Source organism: Streptomyces sp. NPDC006463, from assembly GCF_042870715.1.
In the GTDB taxonomy this organism is placed as follows: domain Bacteria; phylum Actinomycetota; class Actinomycetes; order Streptomycetales; family Streptomycetaceae; genus Streptomyces.
On sequence record NZ_JBIAHP010000005.1, the window covers coordinates 227,125 to 252,226 of the forward strand.

Genomic DNA, 25,102 nt, shown 5'->3' on the forward strand with positions numbered 1-25,102 from the left:
TGGACAGATTCTTCGTCCACAGGACTGTCCACCACGTTGTCCACCGCCTGCCCACAGCTTCCCCGATCCTGTGCACAGGATCCGATGTCTTCTCCACACCCTTGTCCACTGTTCGGCAACGCACCACCCCATCTCACTGCCCCGAGTGAAAGCCGTCACACGGAGGTGGACGTTTGGGTTGTGGAGTACCGGGGGAAAGCTGGGGACACACCTGTGGAGTAGTCGGGGTCGCCTGGGGACGGCCTGTGCAGAAGTTTTCGTTCTCCACAGAGACACCGTGTTGTCCACCGGTGCCACCCACAGGCTGTGGGGATAAAAAACGCGGGATGACCTGGGAAAACGGGGTTATCCACCGTTTCCACAGGCCCTACTACTACCCCCATAGAGAGTTAGGCCGGTTTCGGTTTTCAAGCAGGTCCTGTGCACAACTCGGTGGGCGGCCGTCCCAGGCACCTCGCTCCCGACTTGACCGCCAGCCGCACCGACTGTCGGCGCCGTACGTCAGACTGGTCCCCGGCATCGGTCGAGGCATCGACGAGCCGACGACGAAGGCCGGCAGACGAGCGAGCAACAGCAGGAGGCGGTTCCGGTGAAGATCCGGGTGGAGCGCGACGTACTCGCGGAGGCGGTGGCCTGGGCTGCCCGTAGCCTCCCGGCCCGGCCGCCGGTGCCCGTTCTCGCGGGCCTGCTGCTGAAGGCCGAGGAGGGCACGCTGTCCCTCTCCGGCTTCGACTACGAGGTCTCGGCCCGCGTCTCCGTCGAGGCGGACGTCGAGGAGAACGGCACCGTCCTGGTCTCCGGCCGGCTGCTCGCCGACATCTGCCGGGCCCTCCCCAACCGCCCGGTGGAGATTTCCACAGACGGTGTACGGGCGATCGTGGTCTGCGGCTCCTCGCGATTCACACTCCACACCCTGCCTGTGGAGGAGTACCCGGCACTGCCGCAGATGCCGACCGCGACCGGCACCGTGCCCGGCGAGGTCTTCGCCTCCGCGGCCGCCCAGGTCGCCATCGCCGCAGGCCGTGACGACACGCTGCCCGTGCTGACCGGTGTGCGCATCGAGATCGAGGGCGACCGCGTCACCCTGGCCTCCACCGACCGCTACCGCTTCGCGGTCCGCGAGTTCCTGTGGAAGCCGGAGAACCCGGACGCCTCCGCCGTGGCCCTGGTGCCCGCCAAGACGCTCCTGGACACCGCCAAGTCCCTGACCAGCGGCGACACCGTCACCCTGGCGCTGTCGGGCTCCGGTGCCGGTGAAGGCCTGATCGGTTTCGAGGGCGCCGGCCGCCGCACCACCACGCGCCTCCTCGAAGGCGACCTGCCGAAGTACCGCACGCTGTTCCCGACGGAGTTCAACTCCATCGCCGTGATCGAGACCGCCCCGTTCGTCGAGGCCGTCAAGCGCGTGGCCCTGGTCGCCGAGCGGAACACCCCGGTGCGCCTGAGCTTCGAGCAGGGCGTGCTGATCCTGGAGGCCGGTTCCAGCGACGACGCACAGGCTGTGGAGCGCGTGGACGCCAAGCTGGAGGGCGACGACATCTCGATCGCCTTCAACCCGACCTTCCTGCTCGACGGACTGAGCGCGATCGACTCGCCCGCCGCGCAGCTCAGCTTCACCACGTCCACCAAGCCGGCGCTGCTCAGCGGCCGCCCGGCGGTCGACGCGGAGGCCGATGAGGCCTACAAGTACCTGATCATGCCGGTGCGCCTCTCCGGCTGATTCTTCGCAGGTCAGGCCCGGTCTCGCGCACCGCGAGACCGGGCCTGACCACGTTCGAAGCAGCGGGGTAGGGGCACCGCGCACCCCGTGGAGCCGGGCAGCCGGGCGGCCCGGCCCGGCGTAGGCTCGGGGCCTGGGATGTCCTCCGGGCAAGCAGGAGGCCCCGGCAAAGACGGCCACAACGCTTAAGGAACCACCTGATGGAGCTTGGTCTCGTCGGTCTCGGCAAGATGGGCGGCAACATGCGCGAGCGCATCCGCCGCGCAGGCCACACCGTCATCGGATACGACCGCAACCCGGACCTCGCGGATGTCCACAGCCTGCGGGAACTTGTGAACAGCCTGCAGGCCCCCCGCGTGGTGTGGGTGATGGTCCCGGCCGGCGCGGCCACCCAGTCCACCGTCGACGAGCTCGCCGAGCTGCTCTCGATCGGCGACATCGTCGTCGACGGCGGCAACTCCCGCTGGACCGACGACGAGAAGCACGCCGCGGAGCTGGCGGCCAAGGGCATCGGCTTCGTCGACTGCGGAGTCTCCGGCGGTGTGTGGGGCCTGGAGAACGGCTACGCGCTGATGTACGGCGGCGAGAAGGACCACGTGGCACGGGTCCAGCCGATCTTCGACGCGCTGAAGCCCGAGGGCGAGTTCGGCGCCGTGCACGCCGGCAAGGTCGGTGCGGGCCACTTCGCGAAGATGGTCCACAACGGTATCGAGTACGCCATGATGCAGGCCTACGCCGAGGGCTGGGAGCTCCTGGAGAAGGTGGACTCGGTGACCGACGTCCGCGAGGTCTTCCGCTCCTGGCAGGAAGGCACGGTCATCCGTTCCTGGCTGCTGGACCTGGCCGTGAACGCCCTTGACGAGGACGAGCACCTCGAGCAGCTGCGCGGCTTCGCGCAGGACTCGGGCGAGGGCCGCTGGACGGTGGAGGCGGCGATCGACAACGCCGTTCCGCTGCCCGCGATCACCGCCTCGCTGTTCGCGCGGTTCGCGTCGCGCCAGGACGACTCCCCGCAGATGAAGATGATCGCCGCGTTGCGCAACCAGTTCGGCGGCCACGCGGTCGAGAAGGCGTAGCCGAGAAGGCGCAGTCGGGAAGAGACGGCGCAGTGGAGACGACGCAGTAGAGAAGAAAACCGTGCAGCTCGCAGTGGCTGCACAGCACCACGCAGAGCAGTAGCAGTAGGGAAGCCGGGGGAGGTCGGCGCCGTATGCATGTTTCGCATCTCTCGCTGGCCGACTTCCGCTCGTACGCCCGGGCCGAGGTTCCCCTCGACCCGGGCGTCACGGCTTTCGTGGGCCCCAACGGGCAGGGGAAGACCAACCTCGTCGAGGCCATCGGCTACCTGTCGACGCTGGGCAGCCACCGGGTCTCCTCGGACGCCCCGCTCGTACGGATGGGCGCGGACCGGGCGATCATCCGGGCGGCCGTCACCCAGGGCGAGCGCCAGCAGCTGGTCGAGCTGGAGCTGAACCCGGGGCGGGCGAACCGCGCTCGGATCAACCGGTCCTCGCAGGTCAGGCCGCGGGACGTGCTGGGGATCGTACGGACCGTGCTGTTCGCGCCGGAGGACCTGGCCCTGGTGAAGGGTGACCCGGGGGAGCGGCGCCGGTTCCTGGACGAGCTGGTCACGGCGCGTTCCCCGCGGATGGCGGCGGTCCGCTCCGACTACGAGCGGGTGCTCAAGCAGCGCAACACCTTGCTGAAGTCGGCGGCGATGGCGCGCCGGCACGGCGGGCGCTCGATGGACCTCTCCACCCTCGACGTGTGGGACCAGCACCTCGCGCGCGCGGGCGCGGAGCTGCTGGCGCAGCGGCTGGATCTGATAGCGACGCTGCTGCCGCTGGCGGACAAGGCGTACGAGCAGCTCGCGCCCGGCGGTGGCCCGCTGGGGCTGTCGTACAAGTCCTCCGCGGGCGAGCCCGTGGACAGCGGGGCGGCGCGCGGCCGTGAGGCGATCTACGAGGTGCTGCTGGCGGCGCTGTCGGAGGTGCGCAAGCAGGAGATCGAGCGGGGTGTGACGCTGGTCGGTCCGCACCGCGACGATCTGCTGCTGCGGCTGGGGGAGCTGCCGGCGAAGGGGTACGCGAGCCACGGGGAGTCGTGGTCGTACGCGCTGGCCCTGCGGCTGGCCTCGTACGAGCTGCTGCGCTCGGAGGGTGCCGAGCCGGTGCTGATCCTGGACGACGTGTTCGCGGAGCTGGACGCGCGGCGCCGGGAGCGGCTGGCGGAGCTGGTGGCGCCGGGTGAGCAGGTGCTGGTGACGGCGGCGGTGGACGATGACGTTCCGGGTGTGCTGGTGGGGGCGCGGTTCGGGGTGTCCGGCGGTGAGGTGACCCGGCTGTGAGCGATCAGGGCGGCGACACGGGCGGCGGCCACGGCCGCGGCCGGAGCGGCGAAACGGGGGGCGGTCAGGGCGGTCACGGCAAGGAGCCCCGTAGGACGCCGGAGCCCTCCGGTGTGGATCTGGCGCGGCAGGCGCTCGCCGCGGCGCGGGAGCAGGCGCGTGCCCGGGGCAACGCCGCGGGCGGGAAGAAGCGCCAGCAGGGTCCGGGGCTGCGCTCGGGGGCCCGTGCGGACGGCCGGGACCCGATGCCCTTGATGGCGGCGCTGGACCGGTTGCGCACGGAGCGCGGCTGGGAGATGCCGATGGCGGTGGCGGGTGTGATGGAGCGCTGGCCGGAGATCGTCGGCCCGGAGATCGCGGCGCACTGTGAACCGGAGCGGTACGAGGACCGTGAGCTCGTGGTGCGGTGCGATTCCTCGGCGTGGGCGGCGCAGCTGAAGCTGCTGGCTCCGCAGCTGGTGGCGCGGCTGAACGCGGACCTCGGGCAGGGCACCGTACGGCTGATCAAGGTGCAGGGGCCGGGCGGGCGGCCGAAGCGGTACGGGCCGTGGCGGGCGCCGGGAAGCTCGGGCCCGGGGGACACCTACGGGTGAGGGCGGCCTCGGCGCGGGTGGTGTCCCTCACGGTAGTGGGAGGTTGACAGGCCGAAGCGCTGGATGCCCGTGTGAGCCTCTTTGAGCCCCTTCCCGGATATGGGGAGTCGGAAGGTGGAGGTTCAGGGCGGCACATGCGGACTCAGGTACCGGCAAACCCCCATTCATGTCGGTGGTACCGGTAGACTGGAGCCGATCCCGCCCATTCGCGGGATCACGCAGACAACGCAGATCGACGCGGCCGCTCCTCCGGCGCACTCGCTGGTCCGGAGTACGGGCTGCGCTGTGCCAGAGAGGGCGCTTCGTGGCCGATTCCGGCGACTCCAACGAGAAGAATTACGACGCCAGTGCGATCCAGGTCCTCGAGGGCCTGGACGCGGTCCGCAAGCGGCCAGGCATGTACATCGGCTCGACCGGTGAGCGCGGCCTGCACCACCTGGTCCAAGAAGTCGTCGACAACTCCGTCGACGAGGCGATGGCCGGTCACGCGGACACGATCGACGTGACGATCCTGGCCGACGGCGGCGTCAGGGTGGTCGACAACGGCCGCGGTATCCCGGTCGGCATCGTTCCGTCCGAGGGGAAGCCGGCCGTCGAGGTCGTCCTGACGGTCCTGCACGCGGGCGGCAAGTTCGGCGGCGGCGGCTACGCCGTCTCCGGCGGTCTGCACGGCGTCGGTGTGTCCGTCGTGAACGCCCTGTCGACCAAGGTCGCGGTCGAGGTCAAGACGGACGGCTACCGCTGGACCCAGGACTACAAGCTGGGCGTCCCGACGGCCCCGCTGGCCAAGAACGAGGAGACCGACGAGCACGGCACGTCGGTGACGTTCTGGGCCGACGGCGACATCTTCGAGACGACCGACTACTCCTTCGAGACGCTGTCGCGGCGCTTCCAGGAGATGGCCTTCCTCAACAAGGGCCTGACCCTGACGCTGACCGACGAGCGCGAGTCGGCGAAGGCCACGGTCGGCGCCGACGACCCGGACGCGGAGGCGGCCGAGCCCGCGGCGCGCACGGTGAAGTACCACTACGAGGGCGGCATCGTCGACTTCGTGACGTACCTGAACTCGCGCAAGGGCGAGCTCATCCACCCGACCGTCATCGACGTCGAGGCCGAGGACAAGGAGCGCATGCTCTCGGTCGAGATCGCGATGCAGTGGAACTCGCAGTACACGGAGGGTGTGTACTCCTTCGCGAACACGATCCACACGCACGAGGGTGGTACCCACGAGGAGGGCTTCCGCGCGGCGCTGACGGGTCTGGTGAACCGTTACGCGCGCGACAAGAAGCTGCTGCGCGAGAAGGACGACAACCTCGCGGGCGAGGACATCCGCGAGGGTCTGACGGCGATCATCTCGGTGAAGCTGGGCGAGCCGCAGTTCGAGGGCCAGACCAAGACCAAGCTGGGCAACACGGAGGCGAAGACCTTCGTGCAGAAGGTCGTCCACGAGCACCTCAACGACTGGTTCGACCGGAACCCGAACGAGGCCGCGGACATCATCCGCAAGTCGATCCAGGCGGCCACGGCGCGCGTCGCGGCCCGCAAGGCCCGCGATCTGACGCGTCGCAAGGGTCTGCTGGAGAGCGCCTCGCTGCCGGGCAAGCTGTCCGACTGCCAGTCGAACGACCCGACCAAGTGCGAGATCTTCATCGTCGAGGGTGACTCCGCCGGCGGCTCCGCGAAGTCCGGCCGCAACCCGATGTACCAGGCCATCCTGCCGATCCGCGGCAAGATCCTGAACGTCGAGAAGGCCCGGATCGACAAGATCCTCCAGAACACCGAGGTCCAGGCGCTGATCAGCGCGTTCGGCACGGGTGTGCACGAGGACTTCGACATCGAGAAGCTCCGCTATCACAAGATCATCCTGATGGCGGACGCCGACGTCGACGGCCAGCACATCAACACCCTGCTGCTGACCTTCCTGTTCCGCTTCATGCGGCCGCTGGTCGAGGCCGGTCACGTGTACCTGTCGCGCCCGCCGCTCTACAAGATCAAGTGGGGCCGGGACGACTTCGAGTACGCCTACTCGGACCGTGAGCGCGACGCCCTCGTCGAACTGGGCAAGCAGAACGGCAAGCGGATCAAGGAAGACTCGATCCAGCGCTTCAAGGGTCTGGGCGAGATGAACGCCGAGGAACTGCGCGTCACCACCATGGACGTGGACCACCGCGTGCTCGGCCAGGTCACCCTGGACGACGCGGCCCAGGCCGACGACCTGTTCTCGGTGCTGATGGGTGAGGACGTCGAAGCTCGGCGCTCCTTCATCCAGCGCAACGCCAAGGACGTTCGTTTCCTCGACATCTGAGTCGGCCTCCGCTGACCGCCTGAAAGGACTTCTGACCAGCAATGGCCGACGAAACCACCCAACCCGCCGAGAACGCCGAGAATCTCGCGGAGGAGCAGCCCGTGCTGCGCATCGAGCCCGTCGGGCTCGAGACGGAGATGCAGCGCTCCTACCTCGACTACGCGATGTCCGTCATCGTCTCGCGCGCCCTGCCGGACGTGCGCGACGGCCTCAAGCCGGTGCACCGCCGCGTGCTGTACGCGATGTACGACGGCGGCTACCGGCCCGAGAAGGGCTTCTACAAGTGCGCCCGCGTCGTCGGCGACGTCATGGGCACCTACCACCCGCACGGCGACTCCTCGATCTACGACGCCCTGGTCCGCCTGGCCCAGCCGTGGTCGATGCGCATGCCGCTGGTGGACAGCAACGGCAACTTCGGTTCCCCGGGCAACGACCCGGCGGCCGCGATGCGCTACACCGAGTGCAAGCTGATGCCGCAGGCCATGGAGATGCTCCGGGACATCGACGAGGAGACCGTCGACTTCACGGACAACTACGACGGCCGCAACCAGGAGCCGACGGTCCTGCCGGCGCGCTTCCCGAACCTGCTGGTGAACGGCTCCGCCGGTATCGCGGTCGGTATGGCCACCAACATCCCGCCGCACAACCTGCGCGAGGTCGCGGCCGGCGCGCAGTGGGCGCTGGAACACCCGGAGGCCTCGCACGAGGAGCTCCTGGACGCGCTCCTCGAGCGGATCAAGGGCCCGGACTTCCCGTCGGGCGCCCTGGTCGTGGGCCGCAAGGGCATCGAAGAGGCGTACCGGACCGGTCGCGGCTCCATCACGATGCGCGCGGTGGTGGAGGTCGAGGAGATCCAGAACCGCCAGTGCCTGGTGGTGACGGAGCTTCCGTACCAGACCAACCCGGACAACCTGGCGCAGAAGATCGCCGACCTGGTGAAGGACGGCAAGATCGGCGGCATCGCCGACGTGCGTGACGAGACCTCGTCGCGGACGGGTCAGCGCCTGGTGATCGTGCTGAAGCGCGACGCGGTCGCGAAGGTCGTGCTGAACAACCTGTACAAGCACACCGACCTCCAGACGAACTTCGGCGCGAACATGCTGGCGCTGGTGGACGGCGTGCCGCGCACGCTGTCGATCGACGCCTTCATCCGCCACTGGGTGACGCACCAGATCGAGGTCATCGTCCGGCGTACCAAGTTCCGCCTGCGCAAGGCGGAGGAGCGGGCGCACATCCTGCGCGGCCTGCTCAAGGCGCTGGACGCGATCGACGAGGTCATCGCGCTGATCCGGCGCAGCAACACGGTCGAGATCGCGCGCGAGGGCCTGATGGGCCTGCTGGAGATCGACGAGATCCAGGCGAACGCGATCCTGGAGATGCAGCTGCGGCGCCTGGCGGCACTGGAGCGGCAGAAGATCGTCGCCGAGCACGACGAGCTCCAGGCGAAGATCAACGAGTACAACGCGATCCTGGCCTCGCCGGAGAAGCAGCGCTCGATCGTCAGCGAGGAACTGGCGGCGATCGTCGAGAAGTTCGGCGACGACCGGCGGTCCAAGCTGGTGCCCTTCGACGGCGACATGTCCATGGAGGACCTGATCGCCGAAGAGGACATCGTCGTCACGATCACGCACGGCGGCTACGTCAAGCGCACCAAGACCGAGGACTACCGCTCGCAGAAGCGCGGCGGCAAGGGCGTGCGCGGTACGAAGCTGAAGCAGGACGACCTGGTCGACCACTTCTTCGTCTCCACCACGCACCACTGGCTGCTGTTCTTCACGAACAAGGGCCGGGTCTACCGGTCCAAGGCGTACGAGCTCCCGGACGCCGGCCGTGACGCGCGCGGGCAGCACGTGGCGAACCTGCTGGCCTTCCAGCCGGACGAGAAGATCGCGCAGATCCTCGCCATCCGCGACTACGAGGCGGCGCCGTACCTGATCCTGGCCACCAAGGGCGGCCTGGTGAAGAAGACGGCGCTGAAGGACTACGACTCGCCCCGTTCGGGCGGCGTCATCGCGATCAACCTCCGGGAGACGGGCGCCGACGGCGGCGACGGCACTGCCGACGAGCTGATCGGCGCGGAGCTGGTGTCCGCCGAGGACGACCTGCTGCTGATCAGCAAGAAGGCGCAGTCGATCCGCTTCACGGCGACCGACGACGCGCTGCGCCCGATGGGCCGCGCCACCTCGGGCGTGAAGGGCATGAGTTTCCGCGAGGGTGACGAACTGCTATCCATGAGCGTTGTCCGGCCGGGTACGTTCGTCTTCACCGCGACCGACGGCGGCTACGCCAAGCGGACGCCGGTCGACGAGTACCGCGTCCAGGGTCGTGGCGGTCTGGGCATCAAGGCCGCGAAGATCGTGGAGGACCGTGGGTCGCTCGTCGGGGCGCTCGTGGTCGACGAGACGGACGAGATTCTCGCCATCACGCTCAGCGGTGGTGTGATTCGTACGCGCGTCAACGAAGTCAGGGAGACCGGCCGTGACACCATGGGCGTCCAGCTGATCAACCTGGGCAAGCGCGATGCCGTGGTGGGCATCGCCCGTAACGCCGAGGCCGGTCAGGAAGCTGACGAGGTCGAGGCCGACGAGATCGAGACCGCGGCAGCCGATGGACAGGCCGCCGAGGCCGCCGAGGGCACGCAGCCTTCGGCTGGGGAGCACGAGGAGTAAGTCGTGAGTGGAGCCACGGGCGCCGGACCGGCCGAGACTGGAAAAAATGGTGCCCGTGGCCCCGCCGCGGACTCCCAGGGTGGGGGCACCGCCACCGAAGGCAGAGGGAGCACTGTGACGGACACCCGAGGACCGCAGCCGCAGGCCGGCGCGGAAGCCGGTCAGGAGCGGCCCGCACAGCCCTACCACCCGCCGCAGGCCTACTCGGCGCCCTCGGGCCCGGGTGCGCCGCGCGGCGGCGGGGCGGCCGGCGCACAGCGCAAGCCGCGTACGGGGGTCAGGATGACGCCCAGGACGCGCAAGGCGCGGCTGCGGGTGGCCAAGGCCGACCCGTGGTCGGTGATGAAGGTCAGCTTCCTGCTGTCGATCGCGCTGGGCATCTGCACCATCGTGGCTGCGGCTGTGCTGTGGATGGTCATGGACGCCATGGGCGTCTTCTCGACCGTCGGCGGCACGATCAGCGAGGCGACCGGCTCGAACGAGAGCAACGGCTTCGATCTCCAGTCGTTCCTGTCCCTGCCGCGCGTTCTGATCTTCACATCGGTGATCGCGGTCATCGACGTGGTGCTGGCAACGGCTCTGGCGACGCTCGGCGCGTTCATCTACAACCTGTCGGCGGGCTTCGTCGGTGGTGTGGAGCTGACGCTCGCCGAGGACGAGTGACCTGCGCAGACGTTCGCGGGGAACCGATTTTGGACCTCCCGGGTCTGTGCGCTAACCTTCAGGAGTCAGCGCGCAGCGCGGATGGGGCTATAGCTCAGTTGGTTAGAGCGCATCCCTGATAAGGATGAGGCCACAGGTTCAAATCCTGTTAGCCCCACAGTGTCGAAGACCCCCAGGCCCATGGCCTGGGGGTCTTCGTCGTTGGGCCAGTTGGTGGGTCGGTAGGTCACCGATCGGTATCGGTCGGTGTGTATTGTTGGGCGCCAGAAGTCCCCTACGTCAACGAAAGACGAGGTCGCGCGGTGAAGAAGCTGCTCCTGGTCGCACTGGCCGCCATCGGCGGGCTCCTCGTGTACCGCCAGATCCAGGCGGACCGCGCCGAGCAGGACCTGTGGACGGAGGCAACTGACTCCGTGCCCTCTGGTTCCGGTGTGTGAGACCGAAAGCTGATCTCATGAAGCCCCGGCTGCCGCTGCGGCCGGGGCTTTGTGCTGTTCTGTGACAAAAAGTTACATTATGCAAAGATTTGGCTTGCGCTAGCAAAGTCGGGGTGGGCGCGTGATGAGTCGGGTACGGACGGCGGTGCGGGCGGGAGCCGTGGTGGGGGCGGCGGCCCTGACCATGGCGGCGGGCGCGGCGGACGCCGCCCACGCGGACGGGACGGCCCCGCAGCCGGTCCCGACGTACCGCGCGGCGGACGGTGCGAAGGCGGTCGAGGGCAAGCCCTCCAGCGCGGACGCCCCGCTCCTGGAGGCCGGGAACTTCTACAAGGACACGCTCGCCCCCGGTGAGCGCTTCTACCGGCTCGTCCTGGAGAAGGACGAGTCCGATGTGTACGTCTCCGCCGTGCTCCGGCCCGCCCCGGGCGCCAAGGTCTCCTCAAGCGACGGCATCGAGGTGGAGATCATGACCACCGCCGGGCGCTCCTGCCCGGGCAGCACCGGCCGCGCGAGCTTCAACTACGACCCCGCCCCCGTCAGTGCCGCCGGTGTCCGGCGGGGGGCGGAGGACGAGGACTGCGCGCCGGCCGGCGTCTACTACGCCAAGGTCACCCGTACGTCGGCCAAGGGCTCCGACCAGAGCCCCTGGCCGCTCGAACTCCGGGTCCAGCGGGAACCCGGCCGCGGCACCGGCGGCCCCACCACCGCGCCCAGCGGCTGGCCCTCGGGGGCCCCGGCCCTGCCCGGCAGCGAGGCGGTGGCCCGCACCGGGGGCACCGGCTTCAACGACGCCCGCGCGCTGGGCGCCGGTGTGTGGCGCGACGAGATGCGGCCCGGACAGACCCGCTACTACCGGGTCCCGCTGGACTGGGGGCAGCAGCTGGGCCTCAGCGCCGAGCTCGCCGCCGCCAAGATGACCAAGCAGTACGGCTCCGCCTCGGGCGGGCTCGTCGTCTCCCTCTACACCCCTTACCGGAGCCTGATCTCCGACAAGGACACCTCGTACGACGGCAAGCAGGCCGGGATCACCCTGGAGAAGACGCCTCCCGTCGCCTACGAGAACCGCTTCGCCGGCGACCGGGCCGTTCAGTCCGTGCGCGTCGCGGGCTGGTACTACGTCGCCGTGACCATGGGCGCGAAGGTCGCCGACTTCACCGAGGACGCGGCGCCCGTGCCGCTGACCCTGCGGATGGACGTGACCGGCACCCCGGCCAAGGCGCCCGCGTACAAGGAGGGCCTGGCCGCGGGCGGGTTCGGGGTCGGGGCCGAGGACCGGGCCGCGGCGAAGGCCGGGCTCACCGCCCCGGAAGCCGCAGACGCCGCGGGGAACCGCTCCGTGATGCGGGTGGTGGCGGGTGCCGCGTTCGGCGCCGGGACGCTGCTGCTGCTCGTGCTGGGCGGCTGGGTCCTGCTCGCCCGCAGGGGCGCGCGTACTACAGCTGGGTGAGGGCCCAGACGCCGACGGCGAAGCAGAGCAGCGCCGCGGCGACGATGCCGGCGGTCACCTTCCCCGGCGGCGGGGCGATCCCGCCGGCCCGGGCGGGCGGCGCGGCCGGGGTGTGCGCCACGGGCGGCGGGAGGTGGAAACTCCCGGTCTCCGAGGAACCCGCGTATCCGGCGGACACGGGGACGGTCTGGCCGCCGTTGCCGCGCGGATCGGTGCGGGGAGCCTCCGCCACGGTGGCCGACGCCGCGTACGGGGACGCGTACGGGCCCGGGGTCGCATACGGGTTCGGGGACGGCGTCGGGACCGAGCCCGCGTACGGGTTCGGGGACGGCGTCGGGACCGAGGCCGGTGTCCCCGTCGGGGTCTGAGGTCCGGTCGGGGTCTGAGGTCCGGTCGGCGGCGGTACCGCGGCGGCCGTGGGTCCGTCCGGGGCCGGCGCGGCCGTTGTCTGCGGCCCCTGAGGGCCGAAACCGGAGGGGAGCGGGCCGAGTTGGTCGAACACCTCCACCGGATCCTCGCCCGGCGCGGCCGGCGCGAGCAGCTCCACGGCCTCGGCAAGGGCCTTGCGCGCCCCCGTGGCCGTCTTGAACCGGCTGTGGGGGTCCGGCTGCAGGAGACCGGCGATGACGTCCCACAGCGGCGCTGGGACGCCTTCCGGGGCGCCCGGGGTGCCATGGGCGAGGAAGTGCTCGACCAGGGCCTGCGAGTCGGGCTTGCGCCCCTGGAGCAGGTACAGGGCGACCAGCCCGACGGCGAAGAGGTCGGCGGGGAAGTCGGGCTCGGCACCCAGCAGTTGCTCGGGGGCGAAGTAACCCGGGGTGCCGACGACGTAGTTCGTCTCGGTCAGCCGGGGTTCGCCCTTGCGCATGGAGATGCCGAAGTCGGACAGCCGCAGGTGCGGCCGCCCGGTTCCGGTGGCCTCCATCAGGATGTTGGCCGGTTTGATGTCGCGGTGCACGACGCCTTCCGCGTGCACCGCCGCCAGCCCCGACAGGAGCTGGTCGAGCAGGGTGCACACGAACCGCGGCGGGAGGGGACCGTAGTCCCCGATGACGTGGCCCAGGGAGCCGCCGCTGACCAGGTCCATGGTGAAGAGGACCTTGTCGTCGTCGGCCGCCCAGCTGGCGGGGGCCAGTACGTGCGGGTGATCGATGCGCAGGGCCTGCTCCCGCACGAACCTCAGGAGCGTGTGGGCGTCGCTCTGCAGGAGGACCTTCGCGGCGACGTACCGGCGGCGACGGTGGTCCCAGGCGCGCCACACGGCGCCCGCGCCCCCGCGTCCGATCGGATCGATCAGTTCGTACCGACCGGCGAAAACCTCACCCATCGCTGTGCCCGTCCCCCGTTACCCGTAGTCCGCCCGCCCTGCCCGTCAGTTCTGGTGGGCCTCGTAGTGGGCGACCGCGTCGGCGGTGCGGCCCGCGCCGTACACCCGGAGGAACTCTGCCAGTTCCGGGTGGCTGGGGGCGAGGCTGTCCGCCGCGTCGATGATGTCGCCGGCCGCGGAGACCGAGCGCAGCAGCGACTGGATCTCACGGACGACGCGCTTGACGGTGGGCGCGCCCGAACTGGTGGTGGTCTGACCGCTGTTGCTGAGGACGGAACCCCCCTGGGTCTTCTTGATCTCGTCCATCCGGTCGGTGGCCTCCGCGGCACTGACGCTCCCGTCGGCCACCTGGCCGGCGAGATCCTGGAGCGCCTGGACGCGCTGCACCACGGCAGGGTTGCCGATCTTGGCGCGCTGGCCGCTCATCAGCTGGGACAGCATGGGCGCCGACAGTCCGAGGACGGCAGCGAGGCGGGCCTGGTTCAAGCCGAGGTCATCTATGAGCCGGCGGAAGAGAGCTCCGAGCGGCTCCCCGTACCAACTGCGCTGAAGCTCTCTGGCTCTGGCCGTGGCCTCTTGCTGTACTGCGTCCACTCTTACTACTCCCCTTCGCTGGTGCGAACCTCGCGAGCATCTTACGGAGAGTGGTCGCACGGCGGGAGTCCCTATCATTTTGCGAGATGAGGGGGTACACCCGGTACTCTGTTCTGCGGAACACCCGCTCCCTGCACAGGGAGAGGCGTGTGCCGACCCCTGGGGCCTTAGCTCAGTTGGTAGAGCGCTGCCTTTGCAAGGCAGATGTCAGGAGTTCGAATCTCCTAGGCTCCACAAACAAGACCCTCCTTGACCTGCGGAAACGCGGTCAAGGAGGGTCTTTTTCGCGTCCGGAGGGCTGTGGCGGCGGCCGCGTCGGCCGGACAGGTTGCGGGTGTCTAGACGTCGATCCAGTAGCGGTATTTGGGGCCGATCAGGGTCTCGCGGAGATCTTCCAGGACACCGCCGCCCCGCTCGATCGTGCGTACCGAGGCGGTGTTGTCCGGGTCGCAGGTCAGCAGGACCCGGTCCATCCCCATCACCCGTGCCTCGTGGAGCACCGATTCCAGCGCCCAGCCGGCCAGCCCGCGCCGCCTGGCCGAGGGGCGCACGCTGTAGCCGATGTGGCCGCCCGCGTCGAGGAGGAACGCGTTCAGGTGGTGGCGCAGGTCTATGGCGCCCAGATAGGTGTCGCCCTCGGCGATCCACCAGTACGTGGCGTGGACCCGGCCCTGCTCGACCGGCACCGTGCGGTCCGCGTACCCGTGCAGCCGCTCCACCCAGGCCGCGAATCCCTCGGGGCTGTCGACGTCGTCGTCGGAGCCGAGGCCGGCCCCGTCCATGTGGGCGTCGGGGCCCCATTCCTCGCGGGCGCGGAGCCAGGAGGAGTGCAGGCGGGGAGTGGGCCGTATCAGCTCGGGCATGTTCCGGACGCTATCAGCCGGTCCGGAGCGGGCCCGGGGCCTCGCCGTTCGGCCGATGTTTCACGTGAAACAGTCGAGGCACCGGTGGGCAAGCGTGGCGGCCGAGGTGGTCGCGGCCGAGGACCGGCGTACGGGAGGCGGCCGGGTCCCCCGGACGGCCTTGTCGCGGGGCCGGACGGCGGCCGGTGTCCGACAGTGGGGGAAGGCACCGAGCCCAGGGGGCATCACCACGCCGGAGGCGTACACACATGGGACTCTTCGACTTCCTGAAGTCCGACAAGAAGAAGGAACACGAGGCCGCCGAGAAGGCGAAGGAGCAGGTCCAGCAGCAGGCTTCCGCCGCGACGGCCCGTCCCGGCAGCCAGGCGGCCGACGCCGCCTCGGCCACCCGCGCCGCCGCCGAGCGCATGGCGGCCGCCGCGCCGCCGAAGCCGAAGCACGCCCCCGCGGCCCCGACCCCGGCCTCGGCCGCGCACAAGGCCGTTCCCGTCCCCCCCAACCCCGTCCCCATGCCGCCCACATCGGCTTCGGCCCGCACCGCGCCCGGCGCTCCGCACACCCCGACCCCCGCGTCGGCCGCGCACAAGGCCGTACCCGCGGCCCCCAAGCCGGCGCCCACGGCCAAGAAGCGCACGTACACCGTCAGGTCCGGCGACTCGCTCTCGGACATCGCCCGCCGCGAGCTCGGCAACGAGGCCCGCTGGCGCGAGCTCTACGCCATGAACAAGGGCGTCATCGGCTCCAACCCCGACCTCGTCCGGCCCGGCATGGTCCTGACCCTGCCCGGCTGACGCAGGACGGCAGCCGAAGGGGCCCGGATCCTGATGGATCCGGGCCCCTTCTTCGGCTCGGGTTCTTCGGCTCGGGTCAGCGCGGCTCGTCCTCCGAGCCCGGTCCCGAACCCGCCTCGCGCTCCTTCTCCGCCAGCTCGTCGTCGAAGCTCGCAGGCTGCCCGGCGTCGCCCGCCGGCACCTCCGTGGCCGCCGGCGGCTCGACGAGCCAGTCCGGGTTCGACTGCTGGTCCCACCACTTCCACGCCGCGAAAGCGACGCCCGCAAGCACGGCTGCAAGCGCGACACCGCGCAGCACCCGGCCCCTGCGCGCCCGCCGCTCGTGGCGCGCCACCATCTGGTGCACCTCCTTGGCCGACACCTGGCCGCGGAGCGCGGCCAGGGCCGCCGCCGACGCGGCCGCCGACCGCGCGGCGGCCTCCTCGGCCACCGGCGAGGCCACGGCCATCGCGCTCTCGATCCGGGGCTGGGTGTAATCGGCCGCCTGACGCGCCACCAGACGCGTCTGCTCCACGGCCTTCTTAGCCGCCCGGTCGACATTCGGCGGCACGTGGGCGCGCGCCTGCACGATCCGGGGATGCACGTGGCAGTCGTATGTCGTACGCGCCTGCCGTGCGGCCTCGTTGGCCGCCTGCGACACCATCGGCGCCAGCCGCTCGTTCGCCTCTTGCGCGTAGTGCACCGCGGCATCCTTGGCGGACTCCGCGTACGGCGCCACCACTTCCGCCGCGTGCCGCACACTCTCCCTGGCGCTCTCGGCTGCCAGGCGCATGCTGTCCTTGCCGGTCACGGGATCCTCCTCCTCGGTGGCGGACACAGTTCACCTTTCCACCCTTTGTCGGATCATGCCTGCCATAGCGCCGACCGGCATGCGTGACAGGGCATACGGGTGGACGATTTCTGTGCCGCGCTGCGCTGCGTGGGACCATCTGGACCGACAGTGATGACTATGGAAGGCAGATCCGTGGCCGAGAAGCTCTACGCCACCCTGAAGACCAACCACGGCGACATCGTGATCGAGCTGCTGGAGAACTTCGCTCCGAAGACGGTCCGGAACTTCGTGGAGCTCGCCACGGGCGCGCGTGAATGGACCCGTCCCACCGACGGCCAGAAGACCACGGACCCGCTCTACGACGGCACCGTCTTCCACCGTGTCATCAGCGGATTCATGATCCAGGGCGGCGACCCGCTGGGCAACGGCACCGGTGGCCCCGGCTACCAGTTCGCCGACGAGTTCCACCCCGACCTGGCCTTCACCAAGCCCTACCTGCTCGCCATGGCCAACGCGGGCCCGGGCACCAACGGCTCGCAGTTCTTCATCACCGTCGCGCCCACCGCGTGGCTGACCCGCAAGCACACCATCTTCGGCGAGGTCACCGACCCGGCCAGCCAGAAGATCGTGGACGCCATCGCCTCCAGCGCCACCAATCCGCGCACCGAGCGTCCGGTGGACGACGTGATCATCCAGTCGGTCGTCATCGAGAAGCGCTGACCCCCGAGGGAACCTTTGGGCCCCGCCCGTCCGTCCTGCATGCATACGAAGTGGGGAGCCGTACCGGCGGGGCGTCCCTGAGCCTCGCCGCCGATCGAGGGAACCGATGGACACCGACCGTCTGCCGGGCTGCTACCGCCACCCGGACCGCGATACGGGGATCCGCTGCACCCGCTGCGAGCGCCCCATCTGCCCCGAGTGCATGATCAGCGCCTCGGTCGGCTTCCAGTGCCCCGAGTGCGTCCGTGAGGGCTCCGGCACCGGCCACCGGCCGACCGCGAACGCGCCGCGCAACATCGCGGGCGGAGTGGTGGCCGCGGATCCCCACCTGGTCACCAAGACCCTCATCTGCATCAACGCCGCCGTGTTCCTCGCGGGTCTGGTGGCCCCGGCGGTCGTGGTCCAGCTGGAGCTCCTCGGCCGCTATGTGGAATTCTTCGGCGCCCCCGTCGAAGGCGTTTCCACCGGCCAGTACTACCGCCTGCTGACGTCGGTGTTCCTGCACGTCGAGTGGTGGCACATCATCGGCAACATGATCGCCCTGTGGGTGATCGGCGGACCGCTGGAAGCGGCGCTGGGCCGCTCCCGCTATCTCGCCGTCTACCTGCTCTCGGGCCTCGGGGCCAGCGCCTTGGTCTATCTGCTGACCGAACCGAACACCCCGACCCTCGGCGCCTCGGGCGCGGTCTTCGGGCTGCTCGGCGCCACCGTCGTCCTCGCCCGCCGGCTGCGCTACGAGATGCGGCCGGTCATCGTCATGGTCGTGCTGATGCTGGTGCTGACCTTCGTACCGATCGGCGGCAGCCTCACCGTGTCCTGGCAGGCGCACGTGGGCGGGCTGGTCACCGGCGCGCTGGTGGGCCTGGGCATGCTCCGGCCCGCCGCCGGCAGGTACCGCGCACTCATCCAATGGGGGACGTGCGCGGCCGTGTTCCTGCTGGCGGCAGCGGTGATTCTGATCCGGACGGCCGAACTCACCTGATCACACCGGCGTCAACTCTCCACAGAGTTATCCACAGATCTTCTGTCTTTTCCTCAGGTGTGGATGACGCTGTGGATAACTCATGGGGAGAGCTTCCCTCAGCGGGCGCCAGGTGCTACTTCCACTGCGTGGATACGCCGAATCCCGCAGCGATAAATCCGAATCCGACTACAATGTTCCAATTGCCCAGCGATTCGATCGGCAGCTGGGTCTCGGTCACGTAGAAGACGACGATCCACGCGAGACCGATCAGGAAGAGCGCCAGCATGACCGGAGCGACCCAGCTGCGGTTCGTCAGCCTGATGGACTGCGGCGTCCGCGTGGGCGGAGGCGTGTAGTCGTCCTTCTTGCGGATACGTGACTTCGGCACGAGGGGCTCTCCTGTCGATGCGCTGGGGACCTTGCCTGCCCCGGGCGTCCGTTAGCGTAGTGGACCTGTGGCGTTGAAGGAGAAGGGTACGTTGAGCAATTCAGACGACTCCTCCGCGGGTCCCCGTCGCCGGACCAGAGTGGTCCGGCTGCTGACGGCCGCCGTCTTCGCCCTGGCCGGGCTGCTCTTCGTCACCAGTTTCAACACCTCCAAGGGTACGAACATCCGGACGGACGCCTCGCTCCTCAAGCTGTCGGACCTCATCGAGGAACGCAGTCAGAGCAACGGGGAGCTGGAAGAGAGCCTCGGACCGGTACGCCGACGGGTGGACGCCCTCGCCGAGCGCGACGACGGCAGCACCAAGGCCGAGGACGCCAAGCTGGCCGCTCTGCGCACCGCGTCGGGCACCGAGGAGCTGTCCGGCAAGGGTCTGACGGTCACCCTCAACGACGCCCCGCCGAACGCCACCGCCCGGATCCCCAACGTGCCCGAGCCGCAGCCCAACGACCTGGTGATCCACCAGCAGGACCTCCAGGCCGTGGTGAACGCCCTCTGGCAGGGCGGGGCCCAGGGCATCCAGGTCATGGACCAGCGGCTGATCTCCACCAGCGCGGTCCGCTGCGTGGGCAACACCCTGATCCTCCAGGGCCGGGTGTACTCGCCTCCGTACAAGGTCTCGGCGGTCGGCGACCCGGGCGCGTTGCGCAAGGCTCTCGCCGCCTCCCCGGCCCTGCAGAACTACCAGCTGTACGTGAACGCGTACGGGCTCGGCTGGAAAGTGGACGAGCACAAGGCGCTGACACTTCCCGGCTACTCCGGCACAGTGGACCTCCACTATGCGAAGCCGCTGGCCCCTTCCGCCGAGACGAGTTCGCCCTGACGCCGTACTCCGCCTGGTGGTACGGACGTTCAGCGAGGTGTGCCTGACTGCGGGCACGCTGATCGTGCTGTTCGTCGCCTACGTCCTGCTGTGGACCGGGGTCAAGGCCGACAGGGCCATGGACGGCGAGATGGCCCGGCTGCGCGACGGCTGGGCCGCGGCCCCGGCGGCAGCCCCGGCCCCGGCTGCGTCCCCGATACCGGCCCCCGACGCCGCGCCGCCGCCGGAACCGTCCCGGCCCGCGGCACCGGAGGGCTATCCCGCCGGCCGGGCCTTCGCCGAGATGTACATCCCCCGCTTCGGCCCGGACTGGAACAAGCCCGTCCTGGAGGGCACGGGCACCGAGCTGCTGAAGAAGGGCCTCGGCCACTACGCCGCCACCGCCCCGCTCGGCGCCACCGGGAACTTCTCGGTGGCGGGCCACCGGCGCACCTACGGAGACCCCTTCAAGGACTTCCCCGAACTGCGCCCCGGCGACGCCGTGATCCTCAAGGACGCGACGACCTGGTACACGTACACGGTGCGCGGCGGGCCGCTGCGCACCCTGCCGACGGACGTCGGGGTGGTCGACCCGGTGCCCCGGAAATCGCCGTTCACGACGCCCGGCCGGTACCTGACGCTGACGACCTGCGACCCCGAGTGGGGCCACAGTCACCGGCTGGTCGTGTGGGCGGAGCTGACCCGCACGCGCGTCGTGGGGCAGGGCGGGCCCGAGGGTTTGCCGAGGTGACTGACCCGGCCGGGCCTGTGCCTTTAGTCTGTTCGCGTACCGCCCCTGCGGTGCGTGGAGCGAAAGGGATGCGGACGGAATGTACGGCTGGATCTGGCGGCATCTGCCGGGCAACGCGTGGGTGCGCGCGCTGATCTCACTCGTACTTGTCCTCGCGGTGGTGTTCGTGCTGTTCCAGTACGTCTTCCCGTGGGCCGAGCCGCTCCTTCCGTTCAACGATGTGACGGTGGACGAGGGATCGGGAGCCACTCCGTGAGCGCGCGCATTCTGGTTGTAGACAACTACGACAGCTTTGTCTTCAACCTGGTCCAGTACCTCTACCAGCTCGGCGCCGAATGCGAGGTGCTGCGCAACGACGAGGTCGAGCTCTCGCACGCGCAGGACGGCTTCGACGGCGTGCTGCTCTCCCCCGGGCCCGGGACGCCGGAAGAGGCGGGGGTCTGCGTCGACATGGTCCGCCACTGCGCGCAGACGGGCGTTCCGGTCTTCGGCGTCTGCCTGGGCATGCAGTCGATGGCGGTGGCGTACGGAGGGGTCGTGGACCGGGCTCCGGAGCTGCTGCACGGCAAGACCTCGCCCGTGGTGCACGAGGGCCTCGGCGTCTTCACCGGCCTGCCGTCGCCGTTCACCGCGACCCGCTACCACTCCCTCGCCGCCGAACCCCTGACCCTCCCCGACGAGCTGGAGGTCACGGCGCGCACCGAGGACGGGATCATCATGGGCCTGCGTCACCGGGAGCACGACGTGGAGGGTGTGCAGTTCCACCCCGAGTCGGTGCTGACGGAGTGGGGCCACCGGATGCTCGCGAACTGGCTGGTGCGGTGCGGTGACGCGGGTGCCGTGGAGCGCTCGGTGGGGCTGGCCCCGGTGGTGGGCAAGGCCGTCGCGTGACCGCGCTCGCGCAGTCCGCGCCCACAGGGGGCCGGGCCGCGCGACGCAGGGCAGCTCAGGAGGCCGCGAAGCGGGCCGCGAGGAACACCCGCAGGCGGGGCGGGAGGCGGCGCAGGCGCCCGGCCTCAGGTGGCCCGGTGGTCATCGCGAGCCGGCTGGGCGGGGAACTGTTCATCACACTGGGCCTGGTGATGCTGCTGTTCGTCGCCTACCAGCTCTGGTACACGAACATCGTGGCGGAGCGGGCGGCGGACGGGGCCGCGGGCTCGCTCCAGCAGACGTGGCAGCGGGACCCGGGCGCGGGCGGGCCCGCGGCTGCGGCGGTGTCGGCCTTCGAACCGGGCCAGGGCTTCGCGATCCTGTACATCCCGAAGCTGGACCTGAAGGTGCCGGTGGCGGAGGGGATCAGCAAGCCGAAGGTGCTGGACCGGGGGATGGTCGGGCACTACGGGGAGGGTGCGCTGAAGACGGCGATGCCGGGGGACCCGCAGGGCAACTTCGCGGTGGCGGGCCACCGCAACACCCACGGGGAGCCGTTCCGCTTCATCAACCGGCTCGTGCCGGGTGATCCCGTCGTGGTCGAGACGCGGGACGCGTACTACACGTACGAGATGACCTCGGCGCTGGCGCAGACACCGCCGACGAACGTGTCGGTGCTGAAGCCCGTGCCGGAGGGATCGGGATTCACCTCGGCGGGCCGGTACATCACGCTGACGACCTGCACCCCGGAGTTCACCAGCACCTACCGGATGATCGTATGGGGCAGGATGACCGATGAACGCCCCCGCAGCCAGGGCCTTCCGCCCGCGCTGAGCAGCCCGTAGCCGCCCTAAGGACGAATCAGCAGTGTCTCGTGCCCGCCGCCGCGCCGCGGCCCCGCCCGCCGGCCGCCGCAGTGTGCTCGCCGGGTTCCTCAGCCTGCTGGGCGAGGTCCTGATCACGGTGGGCCTGGTCCTGGGCCTGTTCGTGGCCTACTCGCTGTGGTGGACGAACGTGCTCGCGGACCGGCAGGCGTCGGCGCGGGGCGACGAGATCCGCCAGCAGTGGCTGACGCCGGGCCCGGAGGCGGCGAAGCCCGCGGAGCCCGGGGCGCTGGACACGAAGGACGGCGTCGGCTTCCTGCACGTGCCTGCGATGAAGAACGGCGAGGTGCTGGTCAAGCCGGGCACGGACCCGGACATCCTCAACGACGGGGTCGCGGGCTACTACACGGAGCCGGTGAAGTCGGCGCTGCCGTGGGACGAGAAGGGGAACTTCTCCCTCGCCGCGCACCGGGACGGGCACGGCGCGAAGTTCCACAACATCGACAAGGTGAAGAACGGCGACGCGATCGTCTTCGAGACCAAGGACACCTGGTACGTGTACAAGGTCTTCGCGGAGCTCCGGCAGACGTCGAAGTACAACGTGGACGTGATCAACCCGGTCCCCAAGGAGTCGGGCAGGACCGCCCCGGGCCGCTACATCACGCTGACCACGTGCACGCCGGTGTACACGTCGAAGTACCGGTACGTGGTGTGGGGCGAGCTGGTCCGCACGGAGAAGGTGGACGGCAAGCGGACGCTGCCGGCGGAGCTGCGCTAGGTGTTCTTCCCAAGCCGCAGGCTGCAGCTTGGGAAGGGCGCAGGGCACCTGGAGCCGGATTTCCGTGCTCCAAGCCCCCAGAAGGCCCCTGTGGACGGCTGCGACGCCTCCCCGGGCGGCGGTGGCCAAGGCTTGGCCGTGCGTCCGTTCCAGCACGCGTGAACCAGCACGCGTGAACCAGCACGCGTGAACCAGCACCCATAAAAAGGTCCGGCCCTTCTCCGAGGAGAAGGGCCGGACCTTTTTTGTGCCTGCTTCTAGCGGCGGCCGCCGGTCAGGCCTCCGAAGATGCCCCCGTCCTGCTGGCCGCCCTGCGTCGTGTAGACGTTGACCACCGAGCCGGTGTTGACCGGGAAGCCGGCGATCGGGTCGGACTGGAACACGACCGCGTTGTCGTCCGTCGGGCCGTTGATGACCCTTCCGAACGTCAGGCCCCTGGACGCCAGTTCCTGCTTCGCCTGGGCCACGGTCCGGCCGGCCAGGTTCGGCACCTGGGTCTGCTGCGGCGCGGCGGCCTTGGAGATCGTGATGTTGACCGTCTTGCCCACGTCGAGCTGCTCACCGGGCTGGTTGCCCTGATCGACGACGGTCCGCGGGGCGGCTCCGGGGAAGTCGATCTCGGTGACGGAGCCCAGCTTGAGCTTGACGGCCTTGAGCGCCTTCTCCGCGTCGTCCTTGGTCTTGCCCTTGAGGTCCGGGACGACCGCCTTGGCCTGCTCCTTGGCGACGGTCAGCGTGATGACGCTGTTCTTCTCCGCCTCACCGCCGGCCTTGGGGGTCTGGTCGATGACCGTACCGGCGGTGCGCTCGGACTCCTGGAGCTTGCGGTCGACCTGGAAGCCCTTCTCCTTCAGGGCCGCCTCGGCCTGCTCGTACGTGAGGTTGAGGACGTTGGGGACCGGCGCCTTGGGCGCGCCCGAGGAGACCGTCACCGTGACGGTGGAGTCCTTCGCGACCTTGGTCTCGGCTGCCGGGTCCTGCTTGCAGACGCTGCCCTTGGGCTGGTCGCAGGGTTCGTCGGCGCCCTTGACGACCTTGAGGCCGACGTTCTCGCCGCTCTTCTGCGCCTGCTCCAAGGTCGATCCGACGAGCTTGGGCACGCTGGGCCGGTTGTCGGCGGTGTTGAAGAGGGAGCGGCCGATGAGGATCGCGCCGACCAGGACGAGCACGCCGGCCACCACGAGCAGGATTGTGGAGGCCCTGCTCTTCTTCTGGCGGCGGTGCGGCCCCTGGTCGTAGCCGCCGTGGCCCTGGTCGCCGTACCCGTAGCCGCCTTCGCCCGGGGGCATGGGCGGCATCATCGAGGTCTGGCCGGAGTCGGCGGCGCGCAGGGCGGCGGTGGGCTGGTCGTAGCCCTGGTGTCCGTAGCCGCCCTGGTCGGGGTAGCCGTAGCCGGACGCGCCCATGGAGGCGGCGGCGGCGACGGGCTGGCCGTCGAGGCAGGCCTCGATGTCGGCGCGCATCTCGTCGGCGGACTGGTAGCGGTAGTCGGGGTCCTTGACCAGCGCCTTCAGGACGATGGCGTCCATTTCCGGCGTGATCTCGGGGTCGAAGTTCGACGGCGGCTGCGGTTCTTCGCGGACGTGCTGGTAGGCGACGGCCACGGGGGAGTCGCCGACGAACGGGGGCCGCACGCTGAGGAGCTCGTAGAGCAGGCAGCCCGCGGAGTAGAGGTCGGAGCGCGCGTCGACCTGCTCGCCCTTGGCCTGCTCCGGTGAGAGGTACTGGGCGGTGCCGATGACGGCCGCCGTCTGTGTCATGGTCATGCCGGAGTCGCCCATGGCGCGGGCGATGCCGAAGTCCATGACCTTGACCTGGCCGGTACGGGTCAGCATCACGTTGGCGGGCTTGATGTCGCGGTGCACGATGCCTGCGCGGTGGGAGTACTCCAGGGCCTGGAGGATGCCGATGCACATCTCCAGGGTGCGCTCCGGCAGCAGCTTGCGGCCCGAGTGCAGCAGTTCGCGCAGCGTGGAGCCGTCGACGTACTCCATCACGATGTACGGGATGGAGATGTTGTCGACGTAGTCCTCGCCGGTGTCGTAGACAGCGACGATCGCCGGGTGGTTCAGCGACGCGGCCGACTGGGCCTCGCGGCGGAACCGGGCCTGGAAGGACGGATCACGGGCGAGATCGGCGCGCAGGGTCTTGACGGCGACGGTACGGCCGAGCCGGGTGTCGTGGGCGAGGTAGACCTCGGCCATGCCACCGCGGCCGAGCACGTGGCTCAGCTCGTACCGGCCGCCGAGGCGACGCGGCTCTTCCATAACGTTGCAGCCCTCTCCGTCAGTCCCGACCGCACCTGTGTGTGGTCCGGCGGTGTGCTGTTCGCGCAAAGGCTACCGGCCGATCGTCTGTGATCGGTTCGTGGCCACAGGCTGATACTGGACCGGTACCGTACGCGCGGATCCGCCCGG

23 protein-coding genes, 2 tRNA genes and 1 pseudogene are annotated in these 25,102 nt (G+C 69.8%); 20 read left to right on the forward strand and 6 right to left on the reverse strand.

The window, feature by feature from the left end; translation table 11 throughout:
• Positions 1–589: 589 nt before the first annotated feature.
• The 10 genes from dnaN (at position 590) to ACFYOB_RS12050 (ending at position 12,184) form a co-directional block, all read left to right on the forward strand.
• Positions 590–1,720, forward strand: a complete 1,131-nt coding sequence (dnaN, locus tag ACFYOB_RS12005) for a DNA polymerase III subunit beta (RefSeq protein WP_388558199.1) — start codon at positions 590–592, stop codon at positions 1,718–1,720.
• Positions 1,721–1,920: 200 nt separating this feature from the next.
• The gene (gene gnd, locus ACFYOB_RS12010) at positions 1,921–2,796 is read left to right on the forward strand and encodes a phosphogluconate dehydrogenase (NAD(+)-dependent, decarboxylating) (protein ID WP_388558202.1); all 876 of its coding nucleotides are present in this window, start codon (positions 1,921–1,923) and stop codon (positions 2,794–2,796) included.
• A 134-nt stretch (positions 2,797–2,930) separates the two neighbouring features.
• On the forward strand, positions 2,931–4,067 hold the full coding sequence (recF, locus tag ACFYOB_RS12015) for a DNA replication/repair protein RecF (RefSeq protein WP_388558205.1): 1,137 nt from the start codon (positions 2,931–2,933) through the stop codon (positions 4,065–4,067).
• Between the two features lie 113 nt (positions 4,068–4,180).
• Positions 4,181–4,660, forward strand: a complete 480-nt coding sequence (locus tag ACFYOB_RS12020) for a DUF721 domain-containing protein (protein WP_388558693.1) — start codon at positions 4,181–4,183, stop codon at positions 4,658–4,660.
• A gap of 283 nt (positions 4,661–4,943) precedes the next feature.
• Positions 4,944–6,965: a DNA topoisomerase (ATP-hydrolyzing) subunit B gene (gyrB, locus tag ACFYOB_RS12025; RefSeq protein ID WP_388558696.1), complete on the forward strand. Its 2,022-nt coding sequence runs from the start codon at positions 4,944–4,946 to the stop codon at positions 6,963–6,965.
• Positions 6,966–7,006: 41 nt separating this feature from the next.
• Positions 7,007–9,634 carry a DNA gyrase subunit A gene (gene gyrA / locus ACFYOB_RS12030; protein ID WP_388558208.1) on the forward strand — a complete coding sequence of 876 codons (2,628 nt, stop codon included), beginning with the start codon at positions 7,007–7,009 and terminating at the stop codon, positions 9,632–9,634.
• 114 nt (positions 9,635–9,748) lie between these two features.
• Positions 9,749–10,297 (forward strand): DUF3566 domain-containing protein, encoded by a 549-nt coding sequence (locus ACFYOB_RS12035; RefSeq protein WP_388558211.1) that lies wholly within the window; start codon positions 9,749–9,751, stop codon positions 10,295–10,297.
• A gap of 83 nt (positions 10,298–10,380) precedes the next feature.
• Positions 10,381–10,454: transfer RNA gene (locus ACFYOB_RS12040), tRNA-Ile, on the forward strand.
• A gap of 145 nt (positions 10,455–10,599) precedes the next feature.
• Positions 10,600–10,734 (forward strand): DLW-39 family protein, encoded by a 135-nt coding sequence (locus ACFYOB_RS12045; RefSeq protein ID WP_208809277.1) that lies wholly within the window; start codon positions 10,600–10,602, stop codon positions 10,732–10,734.
• A gap of 124 nt (positions 10,735–10,858) precedes the next feature.
• A complete protein-coding gene (locus ACFYOB_RS12050; RefSeq protein ID WP_388558213.1) occupies positions 10,859–12,184 on the forward strand; it encodes a hypothetical protein in 1,326 nt (441 codons plus the stop codon).
• Here ACFYOB_RS12050 and ACFYOB_RS12055 read toward each other — a convergent pair.
• Together ACFYOB_RS12055 and ACFYOB_RS12060 are read right to left on the reverse strand one after the other, a co-directional pair.
• Entirely contained in the window at positions 12,171–13,511 is a 1,341-nt protein-coding gene (locus tag ACFYOB_RS12055; RefSeq protein ID WP_388558216.1) for a protein kinase, read from the reverse strand. The two genes, ACFYOB_RS12050 and ACFYOB_RS12055, sit on opposite strands and share 14 nt — an antisense overlap.
• A gap of 45 nt (positions 13,512–13,556) precedes the next feature.
• Positions 13,557–14,105 carry a DNA-binding protein gene (locus tag ACFYOB_RS12060; protein ID WP_134072835.1) on the reverse strand — a complete coding sequence of 183 codons (549 nt, stop codon included), beginning with the start codon at positions 14,103–14,105 and terminating at the stop codon, positions 13,557–13,559.
• Positions 14,106–14,266: 161 nt separating this feature from the next.
• Here ACFYOB_RS12060 and ACFYOB_RS12065 point away from each other — a divergent pair.
• Positions 14,267–14,339: transfer RNA gene (locus ACFYOB_RS12065), tRNA-Ala, on the forward strand.
• Positions 14,340–14,443: 104 nt separating this feature from the next.
• Here ACFYOB_RS12065 and ACFYOB_RS12070 read toward each other — a convergent pair.
• On the reverse strand, positions 14,444–14,968 hold the full coding sequence (locus ACFYOB_RS12070) for a GNAT family N-acetyltransferase (RefSeq protein WP_388558219.1): 525 nt from the start codon (positions 14,966–14,968) through the stop codon (positions 14,444–14,446).
• A gap of 248 nt (positions 14,969–15,216) precedes the next feature.
• Between ACFYOB_RS12070 and ACFYOB_RS12075 the strand changes: the two genes are divergently transcribed.
• Entirely contained in the window at positions 15,217–15,759 is a 543-nt protein-coding gene (locus ACFYOB_RS12075) for a LysM peptidoglycan-binding domain-containing protein (protein ID WP_388558222.1), read from the forward strand.
• 76 nt (positions 15,760–15,835) lie between these two features.
• On the opposite strand, the gene ACFYOB_RS12080 is transcribed toward ACFYOB_RS12075, so the two are convergent.
• Positions 15,836–16,576 carry a DUF5324 family protein gene (locus ACFYOB_RS12080; protein WP_388558226.1) on the reverse strand — a complete coding sequence of 247 codons (741 nt, stop codon included), beginning with the start codon at positions 16,574–16,576 and terminating at the stop codon, positions 15,836–15,838.
• A 147-nt stretch (positions 16,577–16,723) separates the two neighbouring features.
• Between ACFYOB_RS12080 and ACFYOB_RS12085 the strand changes: the two genes are divergently transcribed.
• Together ACFYOB_RS12085 and ACFYOB_RS12090 are read left to right on the forward strand one after the other, a co-directional pair.
• Positions 16,724–17,251, forward strand: coding sequence for a peptidylprolyl isomerase (locus ACFYOB_RS12085; RefSeq protein WP_376677975.1), 528 nt, complete (start codon positions 16,724–16,726; stop codon positions 17,249–17,251).
• Between the two features lie 106 nt (positions 17,252–17,357).
• A complete protein-coding gene (locus ACFYOB_RS12090) occupies positions 17,358–18,233 on the forward strand; it encodes a rhomboid family intramembrane serine protease (protein ID WP_388558229.1) in 876 nt (291 codons plus the stop codon).
• Positions 18,234–18,348: 115 nt separating this feature from the next.
• On the opposite strand, the gene crgA is transcribed toward ACFYOB_RS12090, so the two are convergent.
• Complete coding sequence (crgA, locus tag ACFYOB_RS12095) at positions 18,349–18,603, reverse strand: cell division protein CrgA (RefSeq protein ID WP_328926616.1); 255 nt, start codon at positions 18,601–18,603, stop codon at positions 18,349–18,351.
• 91 nt (positions 18,604–18,694) lie between these two features.
• Here crgA and ACFYOB_RS12100 point away from each other — a divergent pair, with 91 nt between their 5' ends.
• The 6 genes and pseudogenes from ACFYOB_RS12100 (at position 18,695) to ACFYOB_RS12125 (ending at position 22,685) form a co-directional block, all read left to right on the forward strand.
• Positions 18,695–19,483, forward strand: coding sequence for a DUF881 domain-containing protein (locus tag ACFYOB_RS12100; RefSeq protein ID WP_388558232.1), 789 nt, complete (start codon positions 18,695–18,697; stop codon positions 19,481–19,483).
• Complete coding sequence (locus tag ACFYOB_RS12105) at positions 19,440–20,213, forward strand: class E sortase (protein ID WP_388558235.1); 774 nt, start codon at positions 19,440–19,442, stop codon at positions 20,211–20,213. The genes ACFYOB_RS12100 and ACFYOB_RS12105 overlap by 44 nt, the downstream gene beginning before the upstream one ends.
• 79 nt (positions 20,214–20,292) lie before the next feature.
• Positions 20,293–20,469, forward strand: a complete 177-nt coding sequence (locus ACFYOB_RS12110; RefSeq protein ID WP_030011120.1) for a hypothetical protein — start codon at positions 20,293–20,295, stop codon at positions 20,467–20,469.
• Positions 20,466–21,104, forward strand: coding sequence for an aminodeoxychorismate/anthranilate synthase component II (locus tag ACFYOB_RS12115; RefSeq protein WP_388558240.1), 639 nt, complete (start codon positions 20,466–20,468; stop codon positions 21,102–21,104). Before ACFYOB_RS12110 ends, ACFYOB_RS12115 begins: the two co-directional genes overlap by 4 nt.
• A pseudogene (locus ACFYOB_RS12120) lies at positions 21,074–21,928 on the forward strand (class E sortase); the annotation flags it as partial. The gene ACFYOB_RS12115 and the pseudogene ACFYOB_RS12120, both read left to right, overlap by 31 nt.
• Positions 21,929–21,950: 22 nt before the next feature.
• On the forward strand, positions 21,951–22,685 hold the full coding sequence (locus ACFYOB_RS12125; RefSeq protein WP_388558243.1) for a class E sortase: 735 nt from the start codon (positions 21,951–21,953) through the stop codon (positions 22,683–22,685).
• Between the two features lie 257 nt (positions 22,686–22,942).
• Here ACFYOB_RS12125 and pknB read toward each other — a convergent pair whose 3' ends face one another.
• Positions 22,943–24,952 carry a Stk1 family PASTA domain-containing Ser/Thr kinase gene (pknB, locus tag ACFYOB_RS12130; protein ID WP_388558245.1) on the reverse strand — a complete coding sequence of 670 codons (2,010 nt, stop codon included), beginning with the start codon at positions 24,950–24,952 and terminating at the stop codon, positions 22,943–22,945.
• Between the last annotated feature and the right edge of the window lie 150 nt (positions 24,953–25,102).

Bases quoted from the DNA above. Each gene is read 5' to 3' on its own strand.
- gnd (WP_388558202.1), top strand. From the start codon at position 1,921: ATGGAGCTTGGTCTCGTCGGTCTCGGCAAGATGGGCGGCAACATGCGC.
- recF (WP_388558205.1), top strand. From the start codon at position 2,931: ATGCATGTTTCGCATCTCTCGCTGGCCGACTTCCGCTCGTACGCCCGG.
- ACFYOB_RS12090 (WP_388558229.1), top strand. From the start codon at position 17,358: ATGGACACCGACCGTCTGCCGGGCTGCTACCGCCACCCGGACCGCGAT.
- ACFYOB_RS12110 (WP_030011120.1), top strand. From the start codon at position 20,293: ATGTACGGCTGGATCTGGCGGCATCTGCCGGGCAACGCGTGGGTGCGC.
- ACFYOB_RS12070 (WP_388558219.1), bottom strand. From the start codon at position 14,968: ATGCCCGAGCTGATACGGCCCACTCCCCGCCTGCACTCCTCCTGGCTC.
- ACFYOB_RS12105 (WP_388558235.1), top strand. From the start codon at position 19,440: ATGCGAAGCCGCTGGCCCCTTCCGCCGAGACGAGTTCGCCCTGACGCC.
- gyrA (WP_388558208.1), top strand. From the start codon at position 7,007: ATGGCCGACGAAACCACCCAACCCGCCGAGAACGCCGAGAATCTCGCG.
- ACFYOB_RS12055 (WP_388558216.1), bottom strand. From the start codon at position 13,511: ATGGGTGAGGTTTTCGCCGGTCGGTACGAACTGATCGATCCGATCGGA.
- ACFYOB_RS12075 (WP_388558222.1), top strand. From the start codon at position 15,217: ATGGGACTCTTCGACTTCCTGAAGTCCGACAAGAAGAAGGAACACGAG.
- pknB (WP_388558245.1), bottom strand. From the start codon at position 24,952: ATGGAAGAGCCGCGTCGCCTCGGCGGCCGGTACGAGCTGAGCCACGTG.
- ACFYOB_RS12050 (WP_388558213.1), top strand. From the start codon at position 10,859: ATGAGTCGGGTACGGACGGCGGTGCGGGCGGGAGCCGTGGTGGGGGCG.